Here is a 21,805-nt window from a genome sequence, read left to right as displayed (position 1 = left end):
CTTGGAGGCTTTCGGACGCCGGCCGCCGAATACGCCGCCCCGTCCCTCATGCGGCCGGCATCCGAAACCCTTCACAGAAGCGGAATACGCCAAACACCGATGATCTGGGGTAGTATGTTCCTAGCCGCAGATAATAGGAAGGTCACATGACGCATTACATTATCTACTTCAACCAGCAATGGGTCGGCGATCACTCCGAAGAGTGGTTTCGGTCTCGCGGACCATTGGCTAGGGCAGTCGTGGCCGAGATGAAGGAAGCGGGCGTGCTCATCTTCGCCGCGGGAGTAGATGAAGATCTGAGCAAGGCTTTCAATGCCAATAACATCAGCGGCGAACTGAGGTTTAGCGAAGGTCGGTATTCCAACGCCCCGGAATATCTCGGTGGCTTCACGGTCGTTGATGTCTCCGAACAAGAGTCGGCGAAGTTTTGGGCCGGCAAGCTCGCAATCGCTTGTGGCTGGCCGCAAGAGGTCCGGCCACTCCATGTGTGACGGCGGCACGATGTGAGTCCGAACCTACGCTGAGATCGATGGCTGAACGTTTCGCGTCGTTCATGATGACTGGCTTGGGTCACAAGCAGCGGTCAAGGCAAGCACACCCCGGCGTCCGGTTTTACCGCCGACAGCCGACATCGCAATAAGCGCTGTTCGGCCTGGGGCCACTTCCGGACTCACGCATTGCAGTAGACCGGGTGCTATTCAATCACCTCGTCGGCGACGGCCAGCAACGTGGGAGGCACGCTAATGCCAAGCGCTTTAGCGGTCTTAAGGTTGATAACGAGGGTAAACTTGCTCGCCTGCTCGATCGGGAGATCGCCGGGCTTCGCGCCATGCAATATTTTCCCGGCATAGGTGCCCGCATGATGCACACCATCGAGCGGGTCGGGCGAATAGCTCATCAGAACTCCGGCCTGTCCCCAGAACGGATAGGGAGCGACACTTGGCTTTCCGGAGGCCGTGACGGAATTTATGACGCGTGAAACATCAGCGCTCATCAGAGGCTCGCCCGAGATGTAGAACGCGCTCACGTCATCCCGAAGCCCCGCTGCAACGGCGCTGTCCAGATCGTCAAAGGTGTTGAGATCGTAGTGAACGACCTCAAAGCCCAACTGGGCGGACACCTTTTGCAGCGCATCTTTCTCCTGCATCGCCAATACCCCGTTGGCGGGCGCTATCATGCCGAGGCGCACCAGATTTGGGACAAGCTCCTTGAAGAACGCGATCCGCTTTTGGGTGATCGTTTCTTCGCCACCGGCTGCGTTCATGACGTTTCCGGTGAGCAACCCGCCCGGGTGCGTATAGCTTGGGACTATGCCTAGCGCGACGAGGTCGGCAGCAACGTTGCAAAAAACAAGCGGCAGCGCTGGAAAAGATCGACGAAACTCATGAAACACTTCGCACTGACGCACAATATTCGGCGGTGTCTTTTCTCCGCGGTATGATCCTTCCGTGCACAACACTGAGTCTACCAAGCCATAGAGAGAGCCATTCACGACGATGACGCGTGCATTGAGCGCGCCCAATTCCCTAGCAAACTGAGGATAACGATCTACGTCTCCTTCGGCGGACCGCACGGCAAGGGAATAGTTCGTCCCTTCGACGAAACCCTCCTCCTGAAGGCCCTTCCGGAGCATGGTAATTCTATCTTTGGAGTTTGAGGTCTCCAGCCGTTGCACCAGCAAAAACCCGACCAACGGCATGTCCGTTTTCTTCTGGGCATAGCCCGGTCGAGGAATACTCAGCGCGGTCGCGCCGATCAGTCCGATGAAATCACGCCGGTGCATGCGGACCTCCACGGATTTCAACGCGACAGTTTAATTGTCCAAACTTGAACTTGAAAGACGTGCGGGTTCGGCCGCAGCAAATATTGTTGGGTTGCCGATGTCTGAAGTGGGTTAAAACGGTAGGGCCAGGCCGAGTATATAAGTTCGGCGTCGCTTTCGAGAGCCGCCCTAAGCGTCAAGACGGCCTGAACAAAAGGCCCCGACGATGTTGCACGTCGGGGCCTTCAAGATCATCAGGCCGGTTACCTCCGCCGTACCTTCCGATCTTTGATGTCGTCGATTAGCACATGCCATCTAGTGTAAGATGTGGCGTTGATGCGCCGTGACGCCGATCACATTCCGCCCGAAGACGGCTCGCCCACCGGCAGGCCAACGGCCGGCACCGACTATCCCGTTTTCGGGGACGGTCGCGACCGGTTCCGTTGTAATGTGCACGCCGTCAACGGGCCAAGAGGGGAACGCGGAGAACCTTGAAGCCCTTAATTTCAGGGAATGCTTCTGCCGCGTCGGCGGAAACTAGTTTTAATACTACGGCTTGTACGTCTCCGCTGATAAGTCGATCTAGCGAGGCGCCGTCGCCAACCGAAAGCTGAGCGTTCATGGCACCGCCGGCCTCCAAAGCGGAGCGGATGTCCTGCTCAACCGCGGACTGAGCCTTGTCGATTGCAACATTTTGGCCCTTGAGCGCGGCGACCGATTTTACATCCGGTCGGGAGAGCAGGAGCGCGACCAAAGGTATCGAGACATTGACGTCGCCAGCCTTGGTCTCATCCGCGCGATCATTGCCCGGCGCCTTCGGCGTTTCGGCGTTCGTGATTTGCTCGGCGATCGCCAACGCAGCCATGATCAACTCCTGAGGAGATCTCTCTTTTGGAGGATTGCTGGTCTCCACGGCAGGCGGAGCATTTCCGGTTTCGGGAACAGGCGGAGACTCCGGAGTTGTGATGAGCCACGGCGGAGGGGTTCTCGGCCTTGGAGGAGGCGGCGGTTTCGGAGTCGCGGCGAGCGAGGCCCGAAAATCGCGGGTCTTCTTCCGAGACTGCGCATCGACCGAGGTCGACTCACCGCGCTTCGAAATGCGTTTGCGGGGAGCTTCCATCGACGCCTTGCCGACGGATGTGTTCGCGGCCCCCTTGGCAGAAGCCTGGCTCGCCTTAAGCGTCCGCCGGCTCCACGCCATATAGGACTGGCATGGGAGGTTGCACGGCACCCCATCGATGTAAACGGTGCCGGGAGGGTCGAGCGGGTGAGCGAATGCCCCTCCAACAAGACCAACACTTACAAAGGCTACAATTGCCCATCGTTTCATTGAAATTACTCCTGTTACACAATTGAAATTTGTCGTCCTCGATCGTTGCCGAGCGCGAACTAAAATCAGTGGCCGATGTGCAGACGGAGATAAATTGTCAGAGACGTTGACTTGCAATTCAGACCAAATAACGGCCTGACGCCTAGGATCGCCAATCGACGTCTGCATGTATCGGCGCCCACCGCCGCGCGGGCACGCCGTCGAGTTCGCGCAAAGGAACCTAACGCAATCTATCGACTGCTACGTGTCATGCCAATGTCGGCCTTGGGATCAAACTGCGAATTAGCGGGGAGGGCCCTTCTTGGCGCACATCCGCCTGCGATGGTCTTACACCGTTTCTTCGCCGTCCTAGCCGGACCTCTCGCCCCGGGATGAATGGCCAGGACTCTTCCGCAGCGGGCGCGTGCTGTCGCGCAACGCCAGCGTGGCGGGAAGCTGGATGTTCTTCCGTGGACCCGCCCTGCCGGTCGTCATCAGCGCGATCAATTCGGCGGCCGCTGCGGCACCGAGGTCGCGGCGCGGCTGGACGACGGTCGTCAAGGTCGGCTCGCAATAGTCGGCATAGGCAATGCCGTCGAAGCCGAAGACGGAGAGATCGGTCGGGACTTGGAGGCCGGCCGCCTGCACGGTCTTGATCAGGCCGATCGCCATTTCGTCGTTGGCCGCAAACAGCGCGGTCGGACGCGCTGCGGACTCGAGCGCCAGCATCGTCCGGCCGGCCTCGACACCGGTGCGGAAGGTGAAATCGCCAGGCAGGATCAAGCCTGAATCAGCCGCAATCCCCGCCTCGCGCAAGGCCTGCCGATAGCCTTCGAAACGCTGCTGCTCCAGAATATTGGATTTTGGTCCCGACAAATAGGCGATGTTTGTGTGTCCCAGTTCGACCAGATGTCGCACCGCCTCGCTGGCGGTGCCGACATTGTCGATTGTGACTTGGGGGAAGCTTTCGCCGGAAATGTACTCGCAAGCTGCGACGAGCGGCACGCGCGCGTCGCGCAGGTCGCGGTCGGGGCTGCGCATCACGTGGCCGCACAAGAGCAGCACGCCGTCGGCCTGGCCGGCGCAAACCAGGTCGACATAGCGCGCCTCCTTCTCCGGCGATCCGGCCAGACTGGCGATGATGAGTCCATAGCCGGCGGTCGACAGGGTGTCGTCGATGCCCTGCAAAACCTCGGCAAAGAACGGGTTGGCGATGTCCGGCACCGCCACCAGGACCACCATGGTTTTCCGTGCGCGCAGGTTCCTTGCAGAAATGTTCGGCGTGTAGCCGGTCTCGCGCACCGCAGCGAGCACGCGTGTGCGGGTTTCCTCGATCACGATCTCAGGGCGCGCCAGCGTCCGGCTGACGGTCGCCACCGAAACTCCCGCCAGCCGGGCGACATCGGCGATCTTGGTCACTTTTTGGCGCGTCACTCTGTTTCGTTTTGCCATAGAGAGGCTCGCAATCTCACTGCCATGACCGGGCTTGCAAAATTCCAGGGTTCTGCTATCGTGAATATGTAATCGATTACATTCGGTAGAGCAACAACGAGCCCGTAAGGGCCGCAAGCCGAATACACCGCCTGCAAAAGGCGCATCCGGGAGGGAATGATGAAGCGCACGCTGTTCGCATCGGTGGCGATCGTCGCCACGACCTTTTCGATGACATTGGCCTCTGTGCCGGTCTCCGCAGAAGAGATGAAAGCCGAGGTCATTCATTGGTGGACCTCCGGTGGCGAGGCCGCTGCAGTGAAAGTATTTGCCGATCAGTTCACCAAGGCCGGTGGGACGTGGATCGATAGCGCCGTGGCCGGTGCCGCCAATGCGCGAAACGCCGCGATCAGCCGTACCGTCGCCGGCAATCCTCCGACCGCGATGCAGCTCAACACCGGCAAGCAATTCGACGAGCTGGTGGAGGGCGACCTGCTCGCCGATGTCGACGCGGTTGCAACTGAGGGCAACTGGAAAGGCGTGATGCCCGCCGCGATCGTTGCCGCGGCGACTCGCAACGGCAAGATGTACGCGGTGCCGATCAACATCCACGGTCAGAATTGGCTCTGGTACAACAAGGCTGTGCTCGCCTCCGTCGGCGCCGCCGAGCCGAAGACCTGGAATGACGCTCTAGCCATTCTCGACAAGCTTAAGGCGGAAGGCAAGGTGATCCCGCTGGCCTTCTCGGGCCAGAAGAACTGGGAACAAAACCTGTTCAACTCGGTCATGATCGGCGTCGGCGGCGCGCAGATGTGGACCGGCATTCTCGGCAAGCATGATGTGTCGCTGGCGCGGAGCGCCGAGTTCAAGACGGTCGCTGTCACCTACAAGAAGCTCAAGGACTATGTCGATGCCGGCGCGCCCGGCCGCAACTGGAATGACGCGACCAACCTCGTCATCCAGGGCAAGGCCGGAATGCAGATCATGGGCGACTGGGCCAAGGGCGAATTCGTCGCGGCGGGCAAGGTCGCCGACAAGGACTATGGCTGCACGGTGTTGTCTAATGGCAGCGGCGGTTATGTGATGGGCGGTGACGTGTTCGTATTTCCGAAGGCGAAGGACCCATCCACCACCAAGGCGCAGATGGCATTGGCGAGACTGATGTTGGCGCCAGAGACTCAGATCCAGTTCGCGCTGAAGAAGGGCTCGATCCCGGTGCGCAACGATGTCGATACGTCCGCACTGGACGCTTGCGCCCAAAAAGGCATGCGCTACGTCGCAGACAAGGCTCAGCAAATGCCGTCCGGCGACATGCTGGCGCCGCCGGCGCTGATCGGCGCGCTCCAGGATGCCATCTCGCAATATTGGAACACCAACATGAGCGCCGATGAATTCACCGGCAAGGTCGCTGCAGTGCTGAAGTCCCAGGAGTGATGTACCACAGAAGGCGGCCGACGAACCGTCGGCCGCCTTTCCTTCCTGTCGATCTCTCTTCAATCCGGCGATGCGATGCGTCTTTCGCTGAACTCCCGACTTTCCGCGCTCTCTGCGCTCTTGCCGGCGCTGATGGTGATGCTCATCGTCTATATCGGTGCCACCAGTTGGACCGTGTGGATGTCGCTGACCAATTCGCGCATGCTTCCGAACAGCAACTTCGTTGGGCTTCGGCAATACGAGATGTTGTTCAATAACGATCGCTGGATCACCTCGGTCCACAACATCGTTATCTATGGTGTGCTGTTCGTTTCGCTCGCGCTTCTGATCGGCTTCCTGCTGGCGGTTGCGATCGACCAGCGGGTGAGGGCCGAAGACACGATCCGCTCGATCTATCTCTACCCCTATTCGATGTCCTTCGTCGTCACGGGCTTGGTCTGGCAATGGCTGCTCAACCCGACGCTCGGCATCCAGCATGTGCTGCGCAGTTGGGGTTTCGAAGGCGCGACCTTCGACTGGATCGTGCGGCCGGAGACTGCGATCTACTGCCTGGTCATCGCGGGCGTCTGGCAGGCTTCCGGACTGGTGATGGCGATCATGCTCGCCGGGCTGCGCGGCGTCGATGACGAGATCTGGAAGGCGGCGCGGGTCGATGGTCTGCCGAAATGGCGGGTCTATGTGTCGATCATCATTCCGATGATGGGTGCTAGCTTTGCGACCGCCGCGGTGCTGCTGTCGACGGCCGTGGTGCGCCTCTACGACCTCTCGGTATCTATGACCAATGGCGGCCCCGGCATTGCCTCGGAGGTACCCGCCAAATTTGTCATGGATCATCTGTTCGAGCGCGCCAATATTGGTCTTGCAACGGCGGCGGCGACCACCATGCTGATCACGGTGATCGCGGTGGTCGCCCCCTATCTTTACTGGCGTGCGGGCAGGGGAGAGATGCGATGACCGCGGTGGCGCAGGCTCTGCCCGCGGCGCGGCGGCCGAAGCGCATGAGCCCGGCGCGCTGGGGCCTTTATGCCTTTATCCTCATCACCGCGCTCTACTTCCTGCTGCCGCTCTATGTGATGGTCGTCACCTCGCTGAAGCCGATGGCGGAGATCCGGCAGGGCAATCTGCTGGCCTTGCCGGCAGCCCCTGATATCGAGGCGTGGATCAAGGCCTGGACCTCGGCCTGCACCGGGCTGACCTGCCAGGGCATCAAGGTCGGCTTTTTCAACTCGTTGCGCATCCTGGTGCCGTCAGTTTTCATCTCTATCCTGATCGGCTCGCTTACCGGCTATGCGCTGTCGCTCTGGCGCGTGCGCGGCGCCAACATCCTGTTCGGCGCGATGATGGTGGTGGCCTTCATTCCGTATCAGGTGTTCATCTACCCCCTGGTGCGCGTGTTCTCCTTCACAGGGCTCGGGCAGTCGCTCCTGACCATCGTGATCGTCCACACGATCTTCGGCCTTCCCACCATGACGCTGCTGTTCCGCAACTACTTCGCGTCGCTGCCGGTCGAGTTGTTCAAGGCCGCCCGCGTCGACGGCGCCGGCTTCTACCAGATCTACGCGCAGATCATGATGCCGATGGCCACCCCCATGATTGTGGTCGCGGTGATCTTGCAGACCACTGGCATCTGGAACGATTTCATCCTGGGGCTCGTCTTCGCCGGCCGCGACAATTTGCCGATGACTGTGCAGCTCAATAACATCGTCAATTCGACGCAAGGTGAGCGCGCCTACAATGTCGACATGGCGGCGACGCTGTTGACCGCGCTGTTGCCGCTCGCCGTCTATTTCGGCTCCGGCCGTTGGTTCGTGCGCGGTATCGCCGCTGGCGCTGTAAAGGGCTAACGCAACATGCAGCAGTCGAACGTCGACATCAGGAGCCTGCAGATCGGCTTTGGCGGCCTGAAGGTGCTGGAGAATCTTGATCTCCACGTGGAGGCGTCCGAGTTCCTCGTGCTGCTTGGGCCGTCCGGCTGCGGCAAGTCGACATTGCTCAACGCGATCGCAGGATTAATCGACGTCAAGGGTGGCGAAATCCATATCGGTGGCCGCGATGTCACCTGGGCAGAACCGAAGGATCGCGGCATCGCGATGGTGTTCCAGAGCTACGCGCTCTATCCGCGCATGAGCGTGCGAGGAAACATGTCGTTCGGGCTGAAGGTCGCGGGCACGCCGCAGAGCGAGATCGAGCGCCGCCTCAGTGAGGCCGCGCAGATGCTGCGGCTCACCAGTCTCCTCGACCGCCGTCCCAGCGAGCTCTCCGGCGGCCAGCGTCAGCGTGTCGCGATCGGACGGGCGCTGGTGCGCCATGCCGGAGTCTATCTGTTCGACGAGCCGCTCTCCAATCTGGATGCCCAGCTGCGCGCCGAGCTCAGGGTCGAGATCAAGCGGCTGCATGCACGGCTTGGCGCAACCATGATCTACGTGACGCACGACCAGATCGAGGCGCTGACGCTCGCGGACCGCATCGCGGTCATGCAGGGCGGCGTGATCCAGCAGCTCGACACGCCAAAGAAGATCTATCGCGAACCGGTGAACCGGTTCGTCGCCTCCTTTGTCGGCTCGCCCGCGATGAACTTCATTCCCGGTCGGCTCGCGCGCGGCAGCGAGGTCGGATTCATCGCCGGTGTAAACCGGTTTGGCTTGAACGGCTACGTGTTCCGCGGCCAGCCGACGGACGCGCCGGTCGTTCTCGGCATTCGGCCCGAGCATATCGAGGTTGCCGCATCCGACGACCCATCCTCCGTGTCCGCGCGCGTCGAGATGGTTGAGCCGATGGGCGCCGACACGCTGATCTGGTGTCGCCTCGCCGACGGCACCGCCTTCTCCTTCCGCCATGACGCCGACGCGCAGGTACATGTGGGCGACACGCTCACCGTCCGCTTCCCCGCCGATACCCTGTCGCTGTTCGATGAGACGAGCGGACAGCGCCTCTGAAATCCATCTATCCCTGACGAAAGCAAGACATGACCAGGCCCATCGACCAATTATCCATCCAGCTCTATTCCGCTCGCTCCATCGCCCCGCTCGAAGCGCAATTCGCGCTGCTCTCCAGCCTAGGCTACACGATGGTCGAGCCTTGGGGTGGGCTGTTCAACGAACCCGAGAGCCTGAAGCGGCTGCTCGGGCGCCACGGCATGACCGCGCCGAGCGCCCATGTCGGTCTCGACCGCTTGCGCGAGGATGCGGTCGGCACGGCGAGGATGTGCAAGGAGCTTGGCATCGGGACCATCTTCGCCCCGGCTCCGCCATTGGGTGAACGCGAGGGCGACGAAAAGCAATGGCGCGGCATCGGGCGCGAGCTTGCCGAGATCGGAAGGGCAGTGACCGGCGAGGGGCTCAAATTCGGCTGGCACAACCATCATTGGGAATATGGCCGCAGCGGGAGCGGCAAGACCTATCTCGAATGCCTGTTCGAAGAGGCGCCCGACCTCGTCTGGGAGGCCGATCTCGCATGGATCGTGCGCGGTGGCGGCGATCCGGTCGCCGAGATCAAGAAGCATGCTCAGCGTCTGGTCGCTTGCCACATCAAGGATCTCGCGCCATTGGGACAATGCACTGATGAGGATGGCTGGGCCGATCCCGGCCACGGCACCATGAATTGGCCGGCGCTGCGCGCTGCGATGAAGGAGGCCGGGGTCCGCCTGCTCGTCGCCGAACACGATAAGCCGAACGACGTTGCCCGCTTCGCGCGTCGGGCGCGCGAGACCGTGTCGTCGTGGACGTGATGGGGAGCGGATCATGAGCAAGCTCGGAGTCGGCATCGTCGGATGCGGCAACATCTCGACGATCTACATGCACAACATGCCGAAATTCCGCGATCTAAGGCTGGTCGCCTGCGCCGATCAGCGGCCAGAGGCTGCACAAGCCCAGGCGGCGAAGTTCGAGATCGAGGCGTTGTCGATCGACGCGCTGCTGGCGCGTCCCGATATCCAGATCATCGTCAATCTCACCACGCCGGATGCACATTTTGCGATAAGCCACGCTGCGTTGACTGCAGACAAGCACGTGTTCGGCGAGAAGCCGATTACGGTCGAGGCCAACGATGCGGCGACGCTGGTGGCGGAGGCGGCTCATCGCGGCCTGAAGCTCGGCTGCGCGCCGGATACCTTCCTTGGCGGCGGCGGGCGTATGGCGCGCGAATTCGTGGATGTGGGGCGGATCGGCAAAGTGCTCTATGGCACCTGCTTTCTCATGTCGCATGGCATGGAACACTGGCACCCCGATCCGACCTTCTTCTTCAAACGGGGCGGAGGGCCGATCCTTGACATGGGTCCGTATTACCTTGCGGCCCTCATCAACCTGTTGGGTCCCGTTGCGCTGGTGCAGGGGCGTGCGAGCGCCGGCTTCGCCACGAGGCTCGTCACCTCGAAGGGGCCAATGAACGGCAAGACCATCGCGGTGGAAACGCCGACGACGGTGATGTCGTTGCTGCATTTCGAGTCTGGTGCCGATATCATCTTCGCGATGAGTTGGGACGTCTGGAAGCACGGACATCCGCCGATCGAGCTCTACGGCACCGAGGGTTCGCTGCGCGTGCCGGATCCCAACTTCTTCGGCGGCGCGGTGCAATACACCGAGAAGGGCGGCGACTGGATCTCGGTCCTGGCCGACGACCGGCCGTTCGGCAGGCCCAACTGGCGCTCGCCGAATTGGGCCGATCACATGCCGAACCAGGCCAACTATCGTTGTCTGGGTGTCGCCGAACTCGCGAGTGCTGTGCTGAGTGGCACGCCACACCGCTCCTCCGGTGCTCTGGCGGGCCACGCGCTGGAGGTGAAGCACGCGATCCTCAAGGCCAGCGTCGAAGGTGGAGAGATCGCGGTGCGCTCGCGCGTCGAGCGACCGGCGCCGCTGTCCGATGTCGATGCGATGGCGTTGTGGGCGGGGGAGACGTTCTGACGCGGGACAGTCCCAGGATGTGATTGCCGCCCGGTCTGGGCATTGGGATGAAATGCCCGCTCTGTCTCCTGGAACGAGCAAGGGAGGCGAGTTTTGGTGGGGTATCGAGCTCAGCGGGCGCGTGCTGCTGGAGCGTCCAGGATGGAAGGAAGCATTCGATGAAGATGATCAAGGGACCGGCGATATACCTCGCCCAGTTCGCGGCCGACGCGGCGCCGTTCAACTCCTTCGACTCGATCTGCGGTTGGGCAGCCTCGCTCGGCTACAAGGGGGTTCAGATTCCGAGCTGGGATGGGCGGCTCTTCGACCTGAAGAAAGCTTCGGAGTCGCAGGAGTACGCCGAAGAGGTGAAGGGGATCGCGGCTCGCCACGGGCTTGCGATCACCGAGCTCTCGACCCATCTCCAGGGCCAGCTCGTTGCCGTTCACCCTGCTTATGACGCGGCATTCGACGGCTTCGCCGTGCCGGAAGTGCGTGGCAACGCCAAGGCCCGCACCGAGTGGGCAGTCGATCAGGTCAAGCGCGCGATCTTGGCCTCCAGGCGGCTCGGGCTCACTGCACAGGCGACCTTCTCAGGCGCGCTTGCCTGGCCCTATGTCTACCCCTGGCCGCAGCGTCCGGCCGGCCTCATCGAGACTGCCTTCGACGAGCTTGCCAGGCGCTGGCGGCCGATCCTCGACTATGCCGACGAGCATGGCGTCGATCTCGCCTACGAGATCCACCCGGGCGAAGATCTTCACGATGGTGTTTCCTATGAGATGTTTCTTGAGCGGGTAAAGGGCCACAAGCGCGCGAACCTGCTCTACGACCCGTCGCACTTCGTGCTGCAGCAGCTCGACTATCTCGACTACATCGACATTTACCACCAGCGCATAAAGGCATTCCACGTCAAGGACGCCGAGTTCAACCCGACGGGCCGCCAGGGTGTCTATGGCGGGTTTCAGAGCTGGGTCGACCGTGCCGGCCGCTTCCGATCGCTCGGCGATGGCCAAGTCGATTTCGGCGCCATCTTCTCGAAGCTCACGCAATACGATTACGACAGTTGGGCGGTGCTCGAGTGGGAATGTGCGATGAAACATCCCGAGCAAGGCGCGCGCGAGGGGGCCGAGTTCATCAAGAGCCATATCATCCGGGTTACAGAGAACACCTTCGACGATTATGCGGGCTCCGGCGCCGATGCCGCAGCGAACCGCAGGATGCTCGGCATCTTCTGAGCGAGGAGAAGAAAATGACTATCGAAGCAAGCCACGAAGCCGTCGATCGCGGTCGTATCCGGCTCGGCATGGTCGGCGGCGGCCAGGGAGCCTTCATCGGCGCAGTCCACCGCATCGCCGCTCGCCTCGACGACCAGTTCGAACTTGTGGCCGGCGCGCTCGCGTCGGATCCGGTCCGAGCCAAAGCCTCCGCGAAGGAACTCGGTATCGCCGACGACCGTGCCTATGGCTCCTTCGAGGAGATGGCGAAGGCGGAAGCCGCGCGAGCGGACGGCATCGAGGCGGTCTCGATCGTGACGCCCAACCACATGCACGGTCCGGTCGCGAAGATCTTCCTGGAAGCCGGAATTCATGTGATCTGCGACAAGCCACTGACGACGACCGTCACTGAAGCCGAGGAGCTGGTGGCGCTGGTCAGGAAGACGGGCAGGGTCTTCGTGGTGACGCACAATTACACGGGCTATCCCATGATCCGACAGGCGCGGGCCATGGTCGCGAACGGCGATCTCGGCGAGATCCGTCTTGTCCAGGCGGAGTATCTGCAGGATTGGTTGACGGAGCGATTGGAGGCCGGCGGCCAGAAGCAGGCGGCGTGGCGCACAGATCCCACCCGTGCCGGCGCCGGCGGATGCATCGGCGACATTGGCACCCACGCCTATAATCTCGCCTGCTTTGTCACCGGGCTCGAGCTCGACGAACTGCTCGCGCAACTGTCGACCTTCGTCGAGGGACGGCGCCTCGATGACGATGTCCAGATCCTTCTCAAGTGGAAAGGCGGCGCCAAGGGCATGCTGTGGGCGAGTCAAGTCGCCGTCGGCAACGAGAACGGCCTGACACTGCGCGTCTACGGCAGCAAAGGTGGACTCGAATGGACGCAGGAGAACCCGAATCACCTCTGGTTCACGCCTTACGGCGGGCCCAGGCAGCTTCTGACCCGCGGCGGCGCCGGCGCCAAGGGCGAGGCGGCCCGCGTTACCCGCGTTCCTTCCGGTCACCCCGAAGGCTATCTCGAAGGTTTCGCAACAATCTATGCTGAGGCAGCCCGCGCCATCCGCGCGGCAAGGGCCGGCGAAGAACCGGATCCTGAGGTGATCTTCCCGACCGTTGAGGATGGCCTGGCAGGCGTGAAGTTCATCGATGCTGCGGTGAAGTCCTCAGCGTGCAAAGGCGCGTGGGTTCGAATGACATAACTGCCGGCGCGTGCAACGAACGGAGCCCTCATGTTTGGGGTTTCGGCCGCTATGGTGTTTGCCGTTATACAGTGGTTGGTTTTGGCCAGGTTCGAGGACCTTAGGTAGTTCCAATTAACTGCTCTGCCGATGCAGCAGGGTGAAACGCGTGTCGATGACGGCCTGCTCCCGCTCGCCGTCGGGGTGAGAGATCCTTGCGATGATCAGCCGCGCGGCTTCCTTCCCGATCAGGTCGCCAGGCGGGCGGATGGTCGTCAGCGACGGATTGGCGGCCGCGCTGAAGCTCATGTCGCCGAAGCCCACCACCGACAGGTGCTCGGGGATTGCGATGCCGAGGCGCTGGCACTCGAAGATCACGCCGAGGGCGATGTGGTCGTTGGAGCAGGCAATCCCGTTCACGTTCGGAAAGCGATGCAGGGCCTCGCCGAGCAGCATGGCGCCGACCTCGGCGCTCGCCGGCGCGGGATGCTGAATGATCTCCGCAGTGACGTCCGGTACGTTCCGCGCCGTCTCGACGAAGCCCTGGGCGCGCCGCGCAGCGCGACGATCCTCGTGCAGGCGGGCGCCAAGAAACAGCAATCGCTTGCGTCCTCGCTGAACGAGATGCGACGCGGCGGCGCGACCGACCTGGTCGTGGTGAAAACCGACCGCCATGTCCATGGTCTGGGAACCGAGCTCCCAGATTTCGACAACCGGCACCTTGCTGTCGCGCAATAGCCTGCGCGTTGCGGCGCTGTGGGAGAGGCCGGTCAAAACGATGGCGGCGGGGGCCCAGGACAGTGCCGTGCGCACCAGACTTTCCTCGTCATGCTCCTTGTACTCGGTGTGGCCGAGCATCACCTGCAGTCGCTGCTTGCCGAGCTCTTCCTGCATGGCGGCGACGGTCTCGGCAAAGAACGCATTGCGGACGGATGGCACGATGATGCTCACGACGCGCGATGAGGCCGCGGCCAGGCCGCCGGCCATCAGGTTCGGCACGTAGTCGAGCGCCTCGATGGCGCGTGCGATCGACTCGCTCGCCGCCGCCGAAACCGCAGCGGGCTTCCTGAAATAGAGGGATACCGTGGACGGCGAGAGCTCGGCGCGCGCCGCCACGTCCATGATCGTGACCCGTTGCATCTTGCGCCGGGTGCGTGTGGGCTTTGGTGCCGCCATTCCCTTGATGGCTCCAACAATAATAGCGCTATTATGTAGCCGAGGCTTTGTCGCGATACAATCTATTTCTCCTTATCAGAAGAATACTATGATTATAGTCAGATGCATACGATAGTGTTCCATCTCCTAACTCGCCGTACAGAGCTGGAGTCTGTGAGCCTTTTTGTGGCCGTTGATTTGCGAAAATCGTAGCGCTACCATTGGCTACCGCGGCTTCAAGGATGCGGGACGGGAGAACAGGTCTCATGGCTTCGGTCAGCCTGCGCAAGCTCGAGAAAAGCTATGGCGCGTTTCGCGTCGTCAAGACCATCGACCTCGAGATCGCCGACGGCGAGTTCGTGGTGCTGGTTGGCCCGTCGGGCTGCGGCAAATCGACGACGCTGCGGATGATCGCCGGACTCGAAAGCATCAGCGGCGGTGAGATCCGGATCGGCGATCGTGTCGTCAACGATTTGCCGCCGCGCGAGCGCGACATTGCCATGGTGTTTCAGGACTACGCGCTCTACCCGCACAAGACAGTGCGCGAGAACATGGGGTTCAGCCTGAAGGTGCGGGGCGCGAACGCGGCGGAAGCGGACGCCAAGATCAGGGGCGCGGCGGAGATGCTTGGCATCACCCATCTTCTCGACCGGCGGCCGGGACAGCTCTCCGGTGGACAGCGCCAGCGGGTTGCGATGGGCCGGGCCATCGTTCGGCGGCCGCAGGTGTTCCTGTTCGATGAGCCGTTGTCCAATCTCGATGCGAAGCTGCGCGGTCAGGTGCGCACGGAAATCAAGAGGCTGCACCAGACAATAAAGACCACCATCGTCTATGTGACCCACGATCAGGTCGAGGCGATGACGTTGGCCGATCGCATCGTCATCCTTCGCGGCGGCGACATCGAGCAGATCGGAACGCCCGATGAGGTCTACAACAATCCGGCGAGCGTGTTCGTCGGTAGCTTCGTCGGCTCTCCGTCGATGAACTTCGCCAAGGCCAGGGCTGCCCATGGCTATCTCGATTTCGCCGACGGCAACCGTCTGCCGCTTGCGACATTGCCTGGCACCGGGATCTCGGCGGCTGACGGGCGCGAATTCATCGTCGGCATCAGGCCCGAGCATTTCACATCGGGGACGTCCGACGTCGGACTGAATTGCGAGGTTCAGGTCGTCGAGCCGCTCGGCTCCGATACGCTGGTGCATTTTTCGGTGGGCGGCGCGACACTGACCGCGCGGCTGCCGCCCGAGTTGCGCCCGCGAACCGGTGAGGCGTTCAAGCTGGGCCTCGACCCTGCGAAGATTCATCTGTTCGATGCGGAGACGGAGCGTGCCCTGCAGTGAGAGCTGCGCTGCGAGGGCTTCGACCACAAGCTAGAAATGTCGCGAGCAAGCGGCGATCTTAATCGGGAGGACGGCATGAGTTTGGGACGCATTTCAAAGATAACAGGACTGCTGCTCGGATTCGGAGCATTCGCATTCGCGGCCGCCGCGTCCGCCGAAACCACGTTGAAGGTCTTCATCACAAGCCAGGGTCAGCCCGGCATCTGGCGCACGGTGCTCGATCAATACGAAGCGCGCAATCCGGGCGTCAAAGTCGCTATCGATCTGGGCGGCGCGACCTCGGATCTGCAGGCGCAATATCTCAACACGGTCCTCACGGCAAAGGACGCTTCGCTCGATGTGCTGATGCTCGACGTCATACGGCCGGCGCAGTTTGCGGCTGCTGGCTGGACCAGCCCGTTCGCAAGCGAAAACATGTCGGCTTATCTCCGCGCCTATGCCGAGGCGAACACCGTCGACGGCAAGGTGGTGGCGCTCCCCGCTTTTGCGGATTCCATGTTCCTCTATTATCGCAAGGACCTGCTCGACAAATACGGGCTCCAGCCGCCAAAGACGTGGGACGAGCTCGCTGCCGCGGCGAAGAAGATCGCGGACGGTGAGCACAATCCGAATCTGCAGGGCCTTTCGTTCCAGGGCAAGGCGATCGAAGGTGCAGTCTGCACTTTCCTCGTACCATACTGGAGCCAGGGCAAGGTGGTCGTGAAGGACGGCAAGCTCGACTTCGATCGTGAGGCCGCCGCGAAATCGCTCGCGCTCTGGAAGAGCCTCGCCGATAGTGGTGTTGCCAAGAAGAACATTGCCGAGGTTGCGACCGACGACACGCGCAAGGAGTTTCAGGCCGGCAACGTCGTATTCGCGGTGAACTGGGCTTACGCGTGGGCCATGACGCAGGGCGCGGACTCTGCCGTGGTCGGCAAGGTCGGCGTCGCGCGGCTCCCGGCGGTCGAGGGCGGCGAACAGGCGACTTGCCTCGGAGGTTGGGAATGGGGCGTTTCCGCCTTTTCCAAGCATCAGGAGGAGGCGAAGAAGCTCGTCGAATATCTGTCGAGCTCCGAAGTCTCCAAATTCATGGCCATCAACGGCTCGCTGCTGCCGACCTACGGCAAGCTCTACAAGGACGCGGACGTGACCAAGGCGGTGCCGTGGTTCGCCGACGCTCAGCCGATCGTTGAGACCGCTAAGCCGCGTCCGGTGACGCCGCGTTACAACGAGGTCAGTGAAGCGATCCGGACCACGGTCAACGCGGTGCTCGCGGGCGTGACCACGCCGGCGGACGGCGCCACCCAGATCGAGGCTCGCCTGAAGCGGATCCTCCGCTAAGGCACGTTCCGGCGACGAGTGGGTGTATTTCTCCTACGTACGCAGCCCGCTCGTGGTCGCGAATTCTTGCGGTCGCCTCGTGCGCAATCCGGACCGGACCTAATGACGATGACATCCACGTCCAAGAACGCAGCCGGTCGCGTCGATGCGCGACGCGCGAGGCTGTCGCGCTGGTTTGATCCGGACGAAACGACGCTCGCCGTTCTTCTCTTCGCGCCCGCCGCGATCCTGCTCAGTATGATCATCGTCTATCCGGTGGGCCGGCTCATCTACACGAGCTTCCTCGACCTCTCGCTGACGTCGGGCCTGCCGGCGCGATTCGCCGGGCTCACGAACTTTCAGCAGATGCTGGAAGATCCGGTCTTTTGGCAGGCGACCTGGAACACGATCCTGATCACGCTCATCACAGTGCCCGGCGCGCTGTTGGTCGGGCTCGGACTTGCGCTGCTCGCCAATCTGCCGTTCCAGATGCGATGGCCGGTGAGGCTCTCGCTTCTGATTCCGTGGGCGCTGCCGCTTGCATTCGCGGGCCTGATCTTCGCCTGGTTCTTCCATTCGGAATACGGCGTCGTCAACGACGTGCTCAATCGGATCGGCCTGCCTGGCGTGATCTGGTTCAATTCGCCGCGTCTCGCGTTCGCCGCGATCTGTCTCGCCATCATCTGGAAGGCCTCGTCTTTCATGGCGATGATCATTCTCGCCGGATTGCAGACCATTCCGCGTTCGCTTTACGAGGCGGCGGACGTCGACGGGGCAGGGCGTGTGCGGCAGTTCTTCGAGATCACGCTGCCGCTGCTGAAGCCCACGATCGTGGTCGCGCTGATCTTCCGCACCATTACCGCGCTGCAGACCTTCGATATCCCCTACATGATGACGGGAGGCGGGCCGGGCACAGCAACCGCGACGTTGGCCATGTACATCCATCAGAACACCGTGTCGTTCCTCGACCTTGGTTATGGATCGGCGCTTGCGGTGGTGATGTTCGGCCTTTCGATGTGCGTCACGGCGCTTTACCTGCGCATGATCCGCGGCAGCGGGAGCGCATCATGAGCACGGCTGCCTTCTCCACTCTCGGCTCGGCCTTGTCCGGCAAACCGTTGCGCGCCATCGCCGCGCTCATTCTCGTCGTGAACGGCCTGTTCCCGGCGCTGTGGATTCTGCTGACCTCGTTCAAGACCGAGGCGGAGCTCACGCAGAAGCCGATCACCTGGCTGCCGCAAGCGGCGACGATGCAGAATTACGTCCAGGCGTTCTCCGATCAACCGCTGCTCACGTTCCTATTCAACAGCTTCATGGTTGCGCTGTTGTCGACCGCTCTGACGCTGCTTGTTTCCGTTCTCGCGGCCTATGCGTTGGCGCGGCTGAATCTGAGATTTCGCGGCCTCATCATGTCGCTGATCATCGCGGTCTCGACTTTCCCGCTGGTGACGCTCCTGGTGCCGCTGTTCGAGACGATGCGCGCGCTCGATCTGCTCAACACCTGGGTGGCGCTGATTTTGCCTTACACGGTGCTGAGCCTGCCGGTCTGTACGTTGGTGCTGACTTCGTTCTTCGAGGGCATTCCGCGCGATCTGGAGAATGCCGCCATGATCGATGGCTGCACGCGTTTTGGCGCGTTGTTCAAGGTGGTGGTGCCGCTGTCCGCACCGGGCGTATTTACCGCGGGTATCCTTGCCTTCGTCAATTCATGGGACGAGTTTCTGCTCGCGCTCTCGTTCAATTCCAATCCGGCACTGCGTACGCTTCCGGTCGGAATCCAGCTTTATCAGGGCGAGTTTGCCTTCCCCTGGCCGGTGATTTCGGCCGCGCTCGTCGTCGGCATCGTACCGGTGGCGATCCTGATCGTGATCTTCCAGGAGCGTGTGGTCTCGGGGCTGACGGCGGGCGGCCTCAAGGGATGAGCGTGTCAAAGATACGCAAACATACGTTCCCGATATCGAGAAGCCGCGTTTCGATCCGGATGTCTAATGCTTAACGAGGTTACCAAGATGGCAGCTTACGATTCGGTTCGCTACGCCTCATTGGCTGGTCGCAGCGTGCTAATTACTGGCGGAGCATCTGGAATCGGCGCCGAAATGGTGAGGGCCTTTACTTCCCAAGGGGCGATCGTCTCTTTCGTCGATATCGACGAGGCGGCGGGGTCGGAGACCGCGGCCGCGACGGCAGCGGAGTTCATTGCTTGCGACATCACCGACATTGCAGCGCTCCGCTCTGCGATCGCGGGCGTGGAAGACAAGCATGGACCGGTCGCAGTGCTCATCAACAATGCCGCCCGCGATGACCGCCACGCGATGGCCGACGTTGGGCCTGAGGCTTGGCGGCGCGCGCTGGCGTTAAACCTCGATCATCAGTTTTTCGCCAGCCAGGCCGTGAGTGGACGGATGATTGAGGCCGGCCGCGGGGCGATCATCATGTTCGGATCGGTCTCCTGGATGCGTGGAATCCCGGGAATGGTCGGCTATACAACAGCGAAGGCGGCAATCAACGGCATGACCAAGACGCTTGCCCGCGAACTGGGCCCAGCGGGCATTCGTGTCAACTGCATCGTGCCGGGTGCGATCGTGACCGAGCGCCAACTTCGGTTGTGGGCGACACCCGAAAGCAATCGGAAGTTCATCGAAAGTCAGGCGCTCAAAATTCGACTCGATGCCACGCACGTTGCGCGCGTAGCGCTGTTCCTCGCCTCTGACGAGAGCGCAGGCTGCACAGGGGCGAACTTCGTCGTCGATGCTGGCCTGACCTGAAGGGATGAAGGGGAATGGACTTAAAACTTGAGACGACCCAATCCGGCTTCGCAATCTCCATTGGTGGCCACCGGGTTCTTGCACACAGTGCCGCAGCGCCATGTTTCTTCGTCGGTCAAGGGCACGATAGCATCGCGATGCATCGCGGTCACTTCGAGATCGAAGATCGCCTTGCTGAACGCTGTCCGCTAGCGCATGCCGAGACGGATGGCGAAATGATCGTGTTTGCCGCTGCCAAGGGGCAGCCCCCGCGCCTGGCTGTCACGCTCGAGGGCAATGCGCTGGTGCTGCAGGCCCTTGAACCATCCGTGAATCGATTTTGGCTGCGTGTCGTTGCCGACCGGGATGAGAACGTCTGGGGCGGAGGCGAGCAGTTCTCCTACTTTGATCTGCGCGGGCGGCGCTTTCCGTTGTGGGGCTCGGAGCCAGGCGTCGGGCGCGACAAGAACACCGAAATCACATTCAAGGCGGACGTGGCGGGCCACGCGGGCGGCGACTACTATCACACGTACTATCCCCAGCCGACTTATCTCTCATCGGCGCGCTATGCGCTGCACGTCACGACATTCGCCTTTAGCGCGCTCGATTTTCGCGATGATTCGTTTCACGAGATTGAAGTCTGGGCCGTTCCGGAGCGCATTGAGCTGTTTGCCGCACCCTCGTTCGTCGAACTGGTGGAGATCCTGTCCAGCCGTTTTGGGCGTCAGCCGCCACTCCCGGAATGGATCTACAGCGGTGCGATAATCGGCTTAAAGGATGGAGCGAACTCGTTCGATCGCCTCGCGAAGATGCGTGAGGCGGGCGTCAAGGTCGCTGGTCTGTGGTGCGAAGACTGGGTCGGGATTCGGCCGACTGCATTCGGCGCGCGGCTGTTCTGGGACTGGCAGGCAAACGAGACGCGGTATCCGGGCCTGCGACAGCGCATCGCTGAATTGAACAGCGAGGGCATCCACTTCCTCGGTTACGTGAATCCGTATCTTTGCGACGATGGTGCCCTGTTCAAGGAGGCCGAGGATGCGGACTACTTCGTCAAAGATGCTTCAGGGCGAACTGCCCTGATCGATTTTGGCGAATTTCACTGCGGCATCGTTGATTTCACCAATTCAGACGCCGCGGCGTGGTTTTCCGAAGAGGTCATAGGCGCGAGGATGCTCGACTATGGCTTGTCCGGGTGGATGGCCGATTTTGGCGAGTATCTACCGGTTGAGGCGCGTCTCGCCAGCGGTGTCGACGCAAGGCTGGCGCACAACCATTGGCCAACGCTATGGGCAGAAGTCAACGCGAAGGCGGTGGCGAGTCGCGGCCGGACAGGTGAGGCAGTGTTCTTCATGCGGGCTGGCTTCACAGGCATACAGAGGTCGTGCCCGTTGCTCTGGGCCGGCGATCAATCGGTTGACTTTTCGCGGCATGACGGGTTGGTCACGGTCATCTGCGCCGCGTTGTCGTCGGGACTGCTCGGCAATGCGTTTCACCATTCCGATATCGGCGGCTACACGAGCCTGTTCGGAAATGTCCGCACGCCCGAACTTATCATGCGCTGGACCGAGATGGCGGCATTCACGCCGGTGATGCGTAGTCACGAAGGCAACAGGCCCCGTGACAATTTGCAGATCGACGGCGACCCCGTGGTCCTTTCGCATTTTGCAAGAATGACGGCGATCTACGTTCAACTCTCGCCCTATCTCAGGAGATTGTCGCTGGAAGCAACCCGCCGGGGCCTCCCGGTGCAGCGTCCGTTGTTCCTGCATCACGAAGAAGACCGGCGCACCTACGGCATTCAGGATTGCTATCTCTATGGTCGGGACGTGCTGGTTGCGCCCGTCTGGCAGGCATCACAAGTTGAGCGGAAACTCTACCTTCCGGCGGGGACTGACTGGATTCACCTCTGGACGGGCCAGTCATTTGCTGGCGGCCAGGAAATATCGATCGAGGCGCCGTTGGGACGGCCCGCGGTCTTCTATAGGGCAGATACCGAATTCGAAACGCTGTTTGTTGGACTTCGGGACTTATAGTTCCGCTTTGTACG

19 protein-coding genes are annotated in these 21,805 nt (G+C 61.7%); 15 read left to right on the top strand and 4 right to left on the bottom strand.

What is annotated here, in order from left to right; all coding sequences use genetic code 11:
* The first annotated feature begins 146 nt into the window (after positions 1 to 146).
* On the top strand, positions 147 to 491 hold the full coding sequence (locus tag SO140_RS38155) for a YciI family protein (protein WP_449382972.1): 345 nt from the start codon (positions 147 to 149) through the stop codon (positions 489 to 491).
* A 203-nt stretch (positions 492 to 694) separates the two neighbouring features.
* On the opposite strand, the gene SO140_RS38150 is transcribed toward SO140_RS38155, so the two are convergent.
* The 3 genes from SO140_RS38150 to SO140_RS38140 form a co-directional block, all read right to left on the bottom strand.
* A complete protein-coding gene (locus SO140_RS38150) occupies positions 695 to 1,783 on the bottom strand; it encodes an ABC transporter substrate-binding protein (RefSeq protein WP_474802380.1) in 1,089 nt (362 codons plus the stop codon).
* Between the two features lie 439 nt (positions 1,784 to 2,222).
* The gene (locus SO140_RS38145; protein ID WP_449382974.1) at positions 2,223 to 2,627 is read right to left on the bottom strand and encodes a hypothetical protein; all 405 of its coding nucleotides are present in this window, start codon (positions 2,625 to 2,627) and stop codon (positions 2,223 to 2,225) included.
* Between the two features lie 813 nt (positions 2,628 to 3,440).
* The gene (locus SO140_RS38140; protein ID WP_449382975.1) at positions 3,441 to 4,505 is read right to left on the bottom strand and encodes a LacI family DNA-binding transcriptional regulator; all 1,065 of its coding nucleotides are present in this window, start codon (positions 4,503 to 4,505) and stop codon (positions 3,441 to 3,443) included.
* Positions 4,506 to 4,682: 177 nt separating this feature from the next.
* On the opposite strand from SO140_RS38140, the gene SO140_RS38135 reads away from it, so the two are divergent.
* The 8 genes from SO140_RS38135 (at position 4,683) to SO140_RS38100 (ending at position 13,241) form a co-directional block, all read left to right on the top strand.
* Positions 4,683 to 5,936, top strand: a complete 1,254-nt coding sequence (locus tag SO140_RS38135) for an ABC transporter substrate-binding protein (RefSeq protein ID WP_449382976.1) — start codon at positions 4,683 to 4,685, stop codon at positions 5,934 to 5,936.
* 75 nt (positions 5,937 to 6,011) lie between these two features.
* A complete protein-coding gene (locus tag SO140_RS38130) occupies positions 6,012 to 6,890 on the top strand; it encodes a carbohydrate ABC transporter permease (protein ID WP_449382977.1) in 879 nt (292 codons plus the stop codon).
* Positions 6,887 to 7,780: a carbohydrate ABC transporter permease gene (locus SO140_RS38125; protein WP_449382978.1), complete on the top strand. Its 894-nt coding sequence runs from the start codon at positions 6,887 to 6,889 to the stop codon at positions 7,778 to 7,780. The genes SO140_RS38130 and SO140_RS38125 overlap by 4 nt, the downstream gene beginning before the upstream one ends.
* A gap of 6 nt (positions 7,781 to 7,786) precedes the next feature.
* Positions 7,787 to 8,872, top strand: a complete 1,086-nt coding sequence (locus SO140_RS38120; RefSeq protein ID WP_449382979.1) for an ABC transporter ATP-binding protein — start codon at positions 7,787 to 7,789, stop codon at positions 8,870 to 8,872.
* 29 nt (positions 8,873 to 8,901) lie between these two features.
* Positions 8,902 to 9,663: a sugar phosphate isomerase/epimerase family protein gene (locus SO140_RS38115; protein WP_449382980.1), complete on the top strand. Its 762-nt coding sequence runs from the start codon at positions 8,902 to 8,904 to the stop codon at positions 9,661 to 9,663.
* 13 nt (positions 9,664 to 9,676) lie between these two features.
* On the top strand, positions 9,677 to 10,837 hold the full coding sequence (locus tag SO140_RS38110) for a Gfo/Idh/MocA family protein (protein ID WP_449382981.1): 1,161 nt from the start codon (positions 9,677 to 9,679) through the stop codon (positions 10,835 to 10,837).
* Between the two features lie 158 nt (positions 10,838 to 10,995).
* Positions 10,996 to 12,051 carry a sugar phosphate isomerase/epimerase family protein gene (locus SO140_RS38105; RefSeq protein WP_449382982.1) on the top strand — a complete coding sequence of 352 codons (1,056 nt, stop codon included), beginning with the start codon at positions 10,996 to 10,998 and terminating at the stop codon, positions 12,049 to 12,051.
* A gap of 14 nt (positions 12,052 to 12,065) precedes the next feature.
* Entirely contained in the window at positions 12,066 to 13,241 is a 1,176-nt protein-coding gene (locus SO140_RS38100; RefSeq protein ID WP_449382983.1) for a Gfo/Idh/MocA family protein, read from the top strand.
* A 114-nt stretch (positions 13,242 to 13,355) separates the two neighbouring features.
* On the opposite strand, the gene SO140_RS38095 is transcribed toward SO140_RS38100, so the two are convergent.
* Positions 13,356 to 14,342, bottom strand: a complete 987-nt coding sequence (locus SO140_RS38095; protein WP_449383004.1) for a LacI family DNA-binding transcriptional regulator — start codon at positions 14,340 to 14,342, stop codon at positions 13,356 to 13,358.
* Positions 14,343 to 14,641: 299 nt separating this feature from the next.
* Here SO140_RS38095 and SO140_RS38090 point away from each other — a divergent pair, with 299 nt between their 5' ends.
* From SO140_RS38090 to SO140_RS38065, 6 genes are all read left to right on the top strand, one after another.
* Positions 14,642 to 15,715 carry an ABC transporter ATP-binding protein gene (locus SO140_RS38090; RefSeq protein ID WP_449382984.1) on the top strand — a complete coding sequence of 358 codons (1,074 nt, stop codon included), beginning with the start codon at positions 14,642 to 14,644 and terminating at the stop codon, positions 15,713 to 15,715.
* Positions 15,716 to 15,790: 75 nt separating this feature from the next.
* Entirely contained in the window at positions 15,791 to 17,035 is a 1,245-nt protein-coding gene (locus tag SO140_RS38085) for an ABC transporter substrate-binding protein (protein ID WP_449382985.1), read from the top strand.
* 102 nt (positions 17,036 to 17,137) lie between these two features.
* The gene (locus SO140_RS38080) at positions 17,138 to 18,085 is read left to right on the top strand and encodes a carbohydrate ABC transporter permease (protein WP_449382986.1); all 948 of its coding nucleotides are present in this window, start codon (positions 17,138 to 17,140) and stop codon (positions 18,083 to 18,085) included.
* A complete protein-coding gene (locus SO140_RS38075; RefSeq protein ID WP_449382987.1) occupies positions 18,082 to 18,936 on the top strand; it encodes a carbohydrate ABC transporter permease in 855 nt (284 codons plus the stop codon). The genes SO140_RS38080 and SO140_RS38075 overlap by 4 nt, the downstream gene beginning before the upstream one ends.
* Positions 18,937 to 19,002: 66 nt before the next feature.
* Positions 19,003 to 19,779: an SDR family NAD(P)-dependent oxidoreductase gene (locus tag SO140_RS38070; RefSeq protein ID WP_449382988.1), complete on the top strand. Its 777-nt coding sequence runs from the start codon at positions 19,003 to 19,005 to the stop codon at positions 19,777 to 19,779.
* A 14-nt stretch (positions 19,780 to 19,793) separates the two neighbouring features.
* The gene (locus SO140_RS38065) at positions 19,794 to 21,791 is read left to right on the top strand and encodes an alpha-glucosidase (RefSeq protein ID WP_449382989.1); all 1,998 of its coding nucleotides are present in this window, start codon (positions 19,794 to 19,796) and stop codon (positions 21,789 to 21,791) included.
* Positions 21,792 to 21,805: the final 14 nt, after the last annotated feature.

The sequence above is a fragment of the Bradyrhizobium sp. UFLA05-108 genome (genome assembly GCF_059803455.1).
Note: the sequence above shows the minus strand (reverse complement) of the source record. Positions and strands in the feature narration are given on the sequence as shown.